The 9,198-nt window shown below is 70.8% G+C and carries 6 protein-coding genes and 2 pseudogenes; 4 read left to right on the top strand and 4 right to left on the bottom strand.

From position 1 onward, the window contains the following. Window positions 1-41: 41 nt before the first annotated feature. The 3 genes and pseudogenes from ACFWW8_RS34400 to ACFWW8_RS34390 all read right to left on the bottom strand — a co-directional run. A pseudogene (locus tag ACFWW8_RS34400) lies at window positions 42-178 on the bottom strand (IS5/IS1182 family transposase); the annotation flags it as partial. Window positions 179-230: 52 nt separating this feature from the next. Next, window positions 231-456, bottom strand: a pseudogene (locus tag ACFWW8_RS34395) (IS110 family transposase); the annotation flags it as partial. A 109-nt stretch (window positions 457-565) separates the two neighbouring features. Then, on the bottom strand, window positions 566-931 hold the full coding sequence (locus ACFWW8_RS34390) for a hypothetical protein (protein WP_386535678.1): 366 nt from the start codon (window positions 929-931) through the stop codon (window positions 566-568). A gap of 521 nt (window positions 932-1,452) precedes the next feature. Between ACFWW8_RS34390 and ACFWW8_RS34385 the strand changes: the two genes are divergently transcribed. Further along, on the top strand, window positions 1,453-2,262 hold the full coding sequence (locus tag ACFWW8_RS34385; RefSeq protein ID WP_386535675.1) for a TIGR02452 family protein: 810 nt from the start codon (window positions 1,453-1,455) through the stop codon (window positions 2,260-2,262). Between the two features lie 295 nt (window positions 2,263-2,557). Here the strand turns inward: ACFWW8_RS34385 and ACFWW8_RS34380 are convergent, their stop codons facing one another. Beyond that, a complete protein-coding gene (locus ACFWW8_RS34380; protein WP_386535672.1) occupies window positions 2,558-3,652 on the bottom strand; it encodes a PP2C family protein-serine/threonine phosphatase in 1,095 nt (364 codons plus the stop codon). 211 nt (window positions 3,653-3,863) lie between these two features. Here ACFWW8_RS34380 and ACFWW8_RS34375 point away from each other — a divergent pair, with 211 nt between their 5' ends. From ACFWW8_RS34375 to ACFWW8_RS34365, 3 genes are all read left to right on the top strand, one after another. Further along, entirely contained in the window at window positions 3,864-6,647 is a 2,784-nt protein-coding gene (locus tag ACFWW8_RS34375; protein WP_386535670.1) for a SpoIIE family protein phosphatase, read from the top strand. Window positions 6,648-6,877: 230 nt separating this feature from the next. Beyond that, on the top strand, window positions 6,878-7,912 hold the full coding sequence (locus ACFWW8_RS34370) for an ABC transporter substrate-binding protein (protein ID WP_386535686.1): 1,035 nt from the start codon (window positions 6,878-6,880) through the stop codon (window positions 7,910-7,912). A 580-nt stretch (window positions 7,913-8,492) separates the two neighbouring features. After that, window positions 8,493-9,194, top strand: coding sequence for a DUF4142 domain-containing protein (locus ACFWW8_RS34365; RefSeq protein WP_386535667.1), 702 nt, complete (start codon window positions 8,493-8,495; stop codon window positions 9,192-9,194). The last annotated feature ends 4 nt before the right edge of the window (window positions 9,195-9,198 follow it).

Here is a 9,198-nt window from a genome sequence, read left to right as displayed (position 1 = left end):
TTGGCGCCCGAGATGCCGATGGGCAGGGGCAGTCCCGTTCACTCCGTGATCAAGTGGATCTTTGACCCGTACTTACCCCGGTCTACGGGATTCGGACCTGTCAGCTCCCCCTTTTCAGGGCCCGCATATTCACCGAGTCGATCGCGCACCGCGACCAGTCCAGCTCGCCGCGGGAACCATCCCCGCCACGACTGGCAGCTCACCCAGCCACATGAGATGACGTCTTAGTGCCGCTCCGCGGCCTCGACGGCTGCTTCGGCGAGGCCTTTTGCGTCGCCGGCCTTGCGGTTGGCCGGCCACCTCGTCAGCCGGGCGATGCCGGATCGGCGGATCGCGGCCGGAATCCGGTAGCCCGTCAGCAGCTTGAGCGGGCCGGTGTTGGTCACGTCCAGAGCCCGTTCCAAAGGCCGGGAACATGCCCAGCAGGTTGCCACGCAGGCGGTTCACCACGTGGGTGCTGGACCTGGTGCCGCAGCCAACATGCCCCGTGGCGGGTAACGGACTGAGCAGCGTGCCCGCCGCAGGCGGGAATGGCGGGACACCCTGGCTGTGATGGCATTGCCGCTCAGGGGCGCTGGTCGGTGTGTCCGCACACCCAGGCCAGTGCGTCGCGCACCCCGTGAATGTAGTCGCGAGGGACGGTGCGCTTGGTGGAATCCTTCATCTGCACCGTCGCAGCGTCCATCTCCGCGGTCAGATCCTCCAAAGCGGGTGCCTCGTCCGCCGATTGCGCAGTGATCGGCGCAGGTTTGCCACGCCCCAGCGCCCACAGGTACCCCGTCAGGGCTCCCCGGGAGAACTGCGTCTGTTGATCCGGTCCGGCCGCCTCGGCCTCCAGCCGCCGAAACGCCTCTTCGACTTCGGCGAAGGGTCGCACGCCGACCCGTCCTTCCGGGGTACTCATCGAATGCGTCGTCATATTGGTCAGCATTGCCGCGCACTTCGCCCCTACACGCCAGGTATTCAGCCACACCCGTCCAGCGGTAGCCGCCCCGGCGCACATCCCGGCGCGTAGCCGTACCAGCGCTGTGGCAGCACGGGCCCCTGGGCACGCCGGGGGACCGAAGCGCAGTAGGCCCCGTCCGTTTCGCCCTCCCTCTCAGTGACGCATTCGGCCAACGGCAACCGTGCCCGTTCCGCCGGGGTCGCGAAGGCGAAGACCTCCGGTGCGCCGAACGGACCGCCGAGCGTTCCCTCATCCGCCGCACCACCGCCACCACCACCGCCGGACCGGTCCCTGTGCCCGCCTCCCCACACGCTCACGTCGGATCTCCTTCTGCTCCAGCCTGTTTGCCTGACGCTTGAGCTCCTCGGCCAGCTACCAATTCCGAGCACAGTGCCTGCGGTGACGGGGCGCTGCCGATCGCCTACCGGGGCAAGTGCGGGGCAGGGGTGCAGCCGTGCGGGAAAAATAGTCACTCTGACAATAATCACCGGCTACCATCGCCCTCCATGAGTAACCGTCTGAGGAACCTCGCCACCGAGAACGAGCACGTCGCGACGACCGGCGTCTACACCACCTCCACTGGCACCCGGGTCTCCATCGCCCCCGCTCTCGCCGCCGCCCGCTCAGGGACCGTCTCCCACTCCCCCGCCTTCGCCCCTGCGCCCACCGGCCCCTTCACCGGTGAGGCCGAGGTGACCGACGAGGACAGCATGCACGCCGCCCGCCGCCTCACCGACGAAGGCGTCGAGCACATCGCCGTCCTCAACTTCGCCTCCGCCCGGAACCCGGGCGGCGGGTACCTGCGCGGGGCCAAGGCCCAAGAGGAGGACCTCTGCCGCACCGCCCTCCTCTACCAGTGCCTGCTCGAAGCCCCCGACTACTACGCAGCCCATCGGGCGTCCGCCGACCTCAACTACAGCCACCGGGTGATCTTCTCCCCGCACGTACCGGTGATCCGCGACGGCTCCCACGCTCTCCTCGATCAGCCGTACCAGGTCTCCTTCCTGACCTCCCCCGCTCCCAACGCCGGCCAGCTGGCGCTGCACTCGCCGGGTGAGAAGATCGACGTCAAGGACATCCTCACCGAACGGGCCCGCCGTGTCCTCGGCGTGGCCGCCCACCACGGGGTGCGCGAGCTCGTCCTCGGCGCATGGGGCTGCGGCGTGTTCGGCAACGACCCGGCCGAGGTGGCGGACGCGTTCGCCGAAGCCCTGAACACCCACGGCGCCCCGTTCGTCCGCATCACCTTCGCCGTCTGGGACCGCTCGGCCGACTCCCCCAATCGCGCCGCATTCCGGGCCGTGTTCGCCAGTTGACGACGTTCCGCGTCACCGGGGTCGGCGAGCACGCCGGCCGGCGCACCGGCATCGCCGGTGGCGAGACGGGGCAGTCGGACATTCGAGGTCGATGACGTGCCGTCGGTGGGGCCCCGTCGTCTCCGGGCCTTCGAAGAGCTGCTCACGGCGGGCGACAGTTCGGGCAAGGGATTGGTGGGCGACATGAGGGATCGACTCGCCGCAGGCGGGCTGACCAGCTGACCTCCTCCGGACCGGCCGCCCTCGAACCGGGCGACCGGCGCCAGGCGCACTGGCCGGCGCGTGACCACGGGGCCTACCGCGAACCCCGGGCCGGGCCTCCGGTCGGCCCCTCCCCCTCGTCTTCGCGCCGGTCGAGGAGGATGACCGCCACGTCGTCCGCCAGGCGGCTCTGGGTGTGGCGGAGCAATGCCTCACGCAGGCCGTCCAGGAACGCCCGCCGGGTGTGGTCGCGCATGGTCACCATGGCCTCGGGCAGGTCGAAGAAGGTGTTGTCCCGGTCGCGGGCCTCGATGACGCCGTCGGTGCACAACAGCAGCCGGTCGCCCGGTGCGAACGGATAGCGGTCCGTGCGTCCGGGAGGGCCGTCGATGAATTCCTCGAGACCGAGCGGCGGCAGGGGGGCGGTGGGCATCAAGGACCGGACCGCGCCGTTGCGCAGCAGCAGCGGCGGCGGATGGCCCCGGTTGATCACCTCGACGTGAGGGCCGTCGGAAATCTGAGCCACGAGCGCGGTGACGAATCCCTCGAGAAGGGCGTCGTTACCGTCGGCCGCGCCCCCGACGACGGCGTCCCGCCGGAGGGCCGCTCCGCAGTGGTTGATCACCTCCACCAGGTCGTCCTCGTAGTGCACGGCCTCCCGGAACGCGCCCAGCACGACCGCGGCGGCCCGTACGGCGGGCAGGCCCTTGCCCCGGACATCCCCGACGATCATCCGGACCCCGTACCGGGTCTGGACCACGTCGTACAGATCGCCCCCGATCTGCGCGCCCGTCTCTGCCGCCAGGTACATGCTGGCCGCCCGTACGGGGCCCAGCCGGTCCGGCACCGGCCGCAGCAGGACCTCTTGGGCGGCCTTGGCGATCCGGCGGACCTGGTTGAGCTCGTTCTCCTGGCGCGTGCGCGCGGCGCGGCTCGTCATGAAGCTCGCCGCCGAGACCAGGAACAGGGCGAGGAAGTTCGTGTAGACCTGCTGACCACCCCAGGCGTGGTTGTAGGTGGCGGTGGTCACACTGACGCCGACGGCCACCCCCGTCGCCGCGAGCGTGCCCCGGGGGCCCATCGTCACCGCCGCCAGAGCGGGTGTCGCAACCAGCAGGGGGCCGGTGTAGACGACGTGCGCCGGGGTGAGCTCGACGAGGAGCACCAGCAGGGCGAGAACGAAGGGCACGCACTCCGCTAGGGCGAAAAGGACCTGGTGGTGGCCGCCGGCTCCCGGTCCGGGGGGCGAGCGCAAGGGCGCTCTCATGAGTACAGACTGCCCCGCCCCGCCGCACGGCCGCCACTGCAGTTCACCGATCCCCGTGGGCGCCGGGATCGCTGCTGCCGGGCGCCCGTCGCCTCCCCGCTGCCGATGACCCGTAGAGGTTGGAAAATGAAGTATGCGCGACCTCCTTGGACGTGTCCGGCGTCGGCTGCTCGACTCGACCACGAGCTCCTCCTCTCCCCTCGGGAAGAAGACGTCACGGCGGCCGCAGCGCTTGTCCTCCCTGCTGAGCGTGCGCAGCGTGGCCGGCGAGGTGTTCCTCCTGCAGCTGGCCGTCGTGGTGCTTCTCGTCACCGCCGCGGTGGTGGCACTCGTGGTGCAGGCCCGGAGCGCCGCCATGTCGGACGCCCGGAACCGTACGCTCGCCGCCGCCGGAACGTTCGCGGAGTCTCCGGGCATCGTCGCGGCTCTGCGCAGCCCCCATCCGAGCGCGGTGCTGCAGCCGAGCGCCGAGGCGGCCCGGAAGATCGCCGGGGTGGACGGCATCAACGTGTACTCACTCGACGGAGTCACCCTCACCCATAGCGATCCTCGACAGATCGGGAAGCGCGTCGTCGGTCCCTTCTCCAAGGCGGCGGCCGGCAGGTCCTTCACCGAGACGTTCGAGGGGTCCCTGGGCCAGTCCGTGGTCTCGGTGGTCCCGGTCAAGGACTCCGACGGCCGTGTCGTCGCCGTCGTCTCCTCCCCGGTCACGGTCCAGAACGTCCAGAGCATGGTGAACCGGCAGCTGCCGGTCGTCGCCGGCAGCGCAGCCGCGGTGCTCGCCCTGTCCGCCGGCGGAACCGCTCTGGTGAGCCGCCGGCTCCTGCGCCGGACCCATGGCCTGGGACCGGCCGAGATGACGAGGATGTACGAGCACCACGACGCGGTACTGCACGCCGTGCGAGAGGGCGTACTGATCGTCAGCGGCGGCGGGCGGTTGTTGCTGGCCAATGACGAGGCGCGGCGGTTGCTGGATCTGCCGGTGGACGCGGAAGGGCTTCCCGTCACGGACCTGGGTCTGGAGGAGGGGATCGCCGGTCCGATCGCATCGGGCCGTTCCGCGACCGACGAGCTGCACATGGCAGCCGATCGGCTGCTGGCGGTGAACATCCGGCCCACCGCCCCCTACGGGAAGGCAGGGACCGTCGTCACGCTGAGGGACACCACCGAGCTGCGGGCCCTCTCCGGCAGGGCCGAGGTGGCCCGCGAGCGGCTGAAGCTGCTCTACGACGCGGGGGTGCAGGTCGGAACGACGCTGAACGTGGAGCGCACGGCGGAGGAACTGGCAGAGGTGGCGGTCCCGCGGTTCGCCGACGTGGTCACGGTCGACCTGCTGGACCGGGTGCTGCGCGGCGAGGAGCCGCCCGAAGCGGTCACCGAGATGCGCCGCACCGCCGTCGTCGGCCTACGGGGCGACCATCCGCTCTCCCCCGTCGGCGAGCTGATCCGGTTCGCTCCCACCGGTCCGATGGCCGCCGGGCTGGCAGGCGGCCGCGCGGTCCTGGAGGCGGACCTGCGCACCACCCACCGCTGGCGGGCCCAGAACCAGGTCAACGCCCGGCAGATCCTGGACCGGGGCATCCACTCCCTGATCGTCGTTCCCCTGCGGGCCCGGGGCGTGGTGCTGGGGATGGCGGGCTACTGGCGGGAGCAGGACTCCCCGCCGTTCGACGACGAGGACGTGTCCTTCGCGGAGGAGCTGACCGCCCGGGCGGCTCTGTCCATCGACAATGCCCGCCGCTACACGCACGAGCACAACATGGCCGTCACCCTGCAGCGCAGCCTGCTGCCCCGGGGTGTACCGGAGCAGTCCGCCGTCGAGGTCGCGCACCGCTACCTGCCCGCCCGGGCCGGGGTGGGCGGTGACTGGTTCGATGTCATCGCGCTGCCCGGCGCCCGCGTCGCCCTGGTGGTCGGCGACGTCGTCGGCCACGGTCTCCACGCCGCCGCCACCATGGGCCGGCTGCGCACCGCCGTGTACAACTTCTCCACCCTCGACCTGCCCCCGGACGAACTCCTGAGCCACCTGGACGAGCTGGTCACCCACATCGACACCGACGAGCAGGAGTGGCAGGGGATCACCGGAGCCACCTGCCTGTGCGCCATCTACGATCCCGTCTCCGGGCAGGTGACGGCCGCCACCGCCGGGCATCCTGGTCCCGCTCTGGTCCGCCCCGACGGAACCGTGTCCTTCCCCGAGGTGCCGGTCTCCCCGCCGCTGGGCCTGGGCGCGGGTCTGCCGATGGAGACCGTGACGGTCACCCTGCCCGAAGGCTCCCGGCTGGCGCTCTTCACCGACGGGCTCATCGAGAGCCGCGACCGCGATCCGGACGCGGGCCTGGCAGCGCTGCGCGCCGCCCTGGCCGGGCCCGCCCGTACCCCGGAGGAAACCTGCACCGCGGTGATCGACACGATGCTGGACACCAGGCCCGGCGACGACGTCGCCCTGCTGGTGGCCCGCACCCGCCTGCTGGACCCCTCGCGGATCGCCGAGTGGGACGTGCAACCCGAGCCCGCGGCGGTGTCCCCGGTGCGCAACGCGTGCGCCCGCCGACTGGCGGACTGGGGCCTGGAGGACATCGCCTTCACCACGGAACTCATCCTCAGCGAACTGATCACCAATGCCGTCCGCTACGGCACCGAGCCCATCCGCGTGAGGCTGCTGCACGACCGCAGCCTGATCTGCGAGGTCTCCGACGGGTCCAGCACCTCCCCGCACCTGCGCCGGGCCGAGGCCACCGACGAGGGTGGCCGCGGCCTGTTCCTCGTCGCGCAGTTCGCCGAGCGCTGGGGCACCCGCTACACCGCCCGCGGGAAGATCATCTGGAGCGAGCAGGCCCTCCACGACGGGGCCGCGCCGCCCGCGGCGGACGTCGGGGAGGCCCTCCTGGCCGGGTGGGCCGACGAGGGGTTGTAGAAGCACGCGCCGGTACGGGAACCGCAGGAAGACGGCGGACACCACGGTCTGGGACTGCGCGGGCGAGGCGACCGAACGTACGCTGGCCTCGATCAGTACACGACCGTTATGGAGCCTTTGTGCCCACACCCCGTCTCCGGACAGCCTCTGTCGCCGCCTGCCTGGCCCTCGTGGCGGCGCCCCTCGCTGCCTGCGGAGACGAGCCCACTGCCGTGCCCAGAGCACCCGCGGTGGCCACCTCGGCCGCAGACGCCGGCGGCATGGCAGCGCTGACCACAGCGGCGAAGAAGGAGGGCTCGCTGAACACGATCGCGCTCCCGCGGGACTGGGCCAACTACGGCGCACTGATCGACGGCTTCGAGAAGAAGTACGGGATCAAGGTCATGGTGGAGAACCCGGAGGGCACCAGCCAGGACGAGATCAACGCCCTCAAGGAGCACAGAAGCGACGGCCGCGCCCCTGACGTGATCGACGTCGGGGGATCGTTCGCGCAGTCTGCGGCCCGGCAGGGCCTGCTGGCTCCGTACAAGGTCGCCGCCTTCGACCGGATCCCCGAGGAACAGAAGGACCCGAAGGCCCGCTGGTACAACAACTACGGCGGCTACATCTCGATCGGCTGCGACGCCAACCGCGTCAAGACCTGCCCCGCGACCTTCGCCGATCTGCGCAAGCCCGAGTACGAGGGCCAGGTCGCGCTCAACGGCGACCCCACCAAATCCGGCTCCGCCTTCGCCGGAGTCTATGCGGCGGCCCTCGCGAACGGGGGTTCCTTCGACGACATCCAGCCCGGTCTCGACTTCTTCGCCGAGCTCAGCAGGAACGGCAACTTCATCCCGGTCGAATCCTCACCGGCCACGATCGCGAAGGGCCGGACTCCGATCAGCATCGACTGGGACTTCCTCAACCTCGGATACGCCGACGAATTCCGCGAGAACGGCGCGGACGTCGACTGGCGGACCGCCATCCCCTTCGACGGCAGCTTCGCCGAGTACTACGCGAACGGGGTGAACAAGGACGCACCGCACCCCGCGGCGGCACGTCTGTGGCAGGAGTACGTCTTCAGCCCGGAAGGCCAGAACCTCCGGCTCGGCGCCTATGCACGCCCCGTCCTCGTGGATGCCATGGAGAAGGACGGCACCCTCGACAAGGCCGCCGCCGAGAAACTGCCGACGGTCGAGGGCACGCCGACGTTTCCGACGGAGGCGCAGACGGAGAAGGCCAGAGAGGCCGTCAACCGCGGCTGGGCCGAGGCCGTCTCGGGCTGAGGACCGAGAACGTGGCGTCCAAGGGAAACCCTGGCGCCCCGCGCCCGTTTCGCCCTGGTCAGCGGGCTCCGGCACGGAGAACAAGCAGATCACTCTCTGCCGCACGAGCGGGGGAGACCTCTACCGCTACGGGGAGTTCCGCGACCACCGCGAACCGGGTTGTCGCCAGGAGGGCCGAGGAGACCACGAACGGCTCCGAGGCGCGCAACGAACCGTACAGCCACCGCGTCAACGGGACTCCGTGACCGTCTTTGCCGGCCGGAGCGGTACTCCCCCATGCGCTCGTACGACACCTCCGCCCGCGCCCCCGGCCCTCGTCCGGGCGTGGAAAGCGGGATTCGGTTCCGGTGGGGAACGCGGCAAGGTACCAGGCTTCCGGGTACTTGCCCGGATGTTTATCCAATGGTGATGGTCCGGCCGTGACGGCACCACATGGGGCACTAGCGTCCCGTGGCACCCCGGGAATGCGGGCGTGCACCGCACGGCACGTGCGGAACCTCCAGCCCCCGCACCCCTCCCGGCCCTTGAGCAAGGAGGCACAGTGCTGTCATTCCGGCGGCGATCCGCCAGCGGCTTGTCGGTGGCCACGAGATACACGATCGGAAGCGGCGTCGTCATCGCCGCCCTCGCCGTCACGTTGATCGCATTGCTGATCCCCGTGGAGAGCTTCGGCGGCCGCGCCTCCGCGTCGGCGGCCGGACCGGCCGGCGACGACGACGGCGCCGGGATCATGAGTACGGCGTACGGGCCCCTGACCCCGGCGGACCGCGACTTCATCCGGAAGGTGCGCCTGGCCGGACTGTGGGAACTGCCCGCCGGCAAGCAGGCCCAGCAACGCGGTACCCGCCCTTCCATCCGCACGGCGGGGGACCACCTGGTCGACGGCCACACCGAACTGGACCGGCAGGTCATCCAGGTCGGCCAGGCACTCGGCGTCGCGCTGCCCGACCAGCCTTCCGCGCAACAGCAGGACTGGCTCGCGCAGATGACGGCGGCCGGCCAAGGGGAGCAGTACGAGCGGCTGTTCGTCCAGCTGCTGCGCCGGGCGCACGGCAAGGTCTTCTCGCTCGTGGCCAGCATCCGGGCCCAGACCCGCAACTCCATGGTCCGCGCGCTCGCCACGTCCGCCAACGCCACCGTCCTGGACCACATCTCGGTGCTGGAGGCGAGCGGGCTGGTCGACTTCGACACCCTGTCCGACCAGCCCGCGCCCCCCTCCCCCAAGCCCGTCGCCCTCCTGGGCGCTCCCGCACTCCCCTCCGATGTCCGATCGACGAAGTGAAGTG

Origin of the sequence: Streptomyces sp. NPDC058701, from assembly GCF_042715295.1 — a bacterium.
GTDB lineage: Bacteria > Actinomycetota > Actinomycetes > Streptomycetales > Streptomycetaceae > Streptomyces.
Note: the sequence above shows the minus strand (reverse complement) of the source record. Positions and strands in the feature narration are given on the sequence as shown.

Bases quoted from the DNA above. Each gene is read 5' to 3' on its own strand.
- ACFWW8_RS34390 (WP_386535678.1), bottom strand. From the start codon at position 931: ATGCTGACCAATATGACGACGCATTCGATGAGTACCCCGGAAGGACGG.
- ACFWW8_RS34385 (WP_386535675.1), top strand. From the start codon at position 1,453: ATGAGTAACCGTCTGAGGAACCTCGCCACCGAGAACGAGCACGTCGCG.
- ACFWW8_RS34375 (WP_386535670.1), top strand. From the start codon at position 3,864: ATGCGCGACCTCCTTGGACGTGTCCGGCGTCGGCTGCTCGACTCGACC.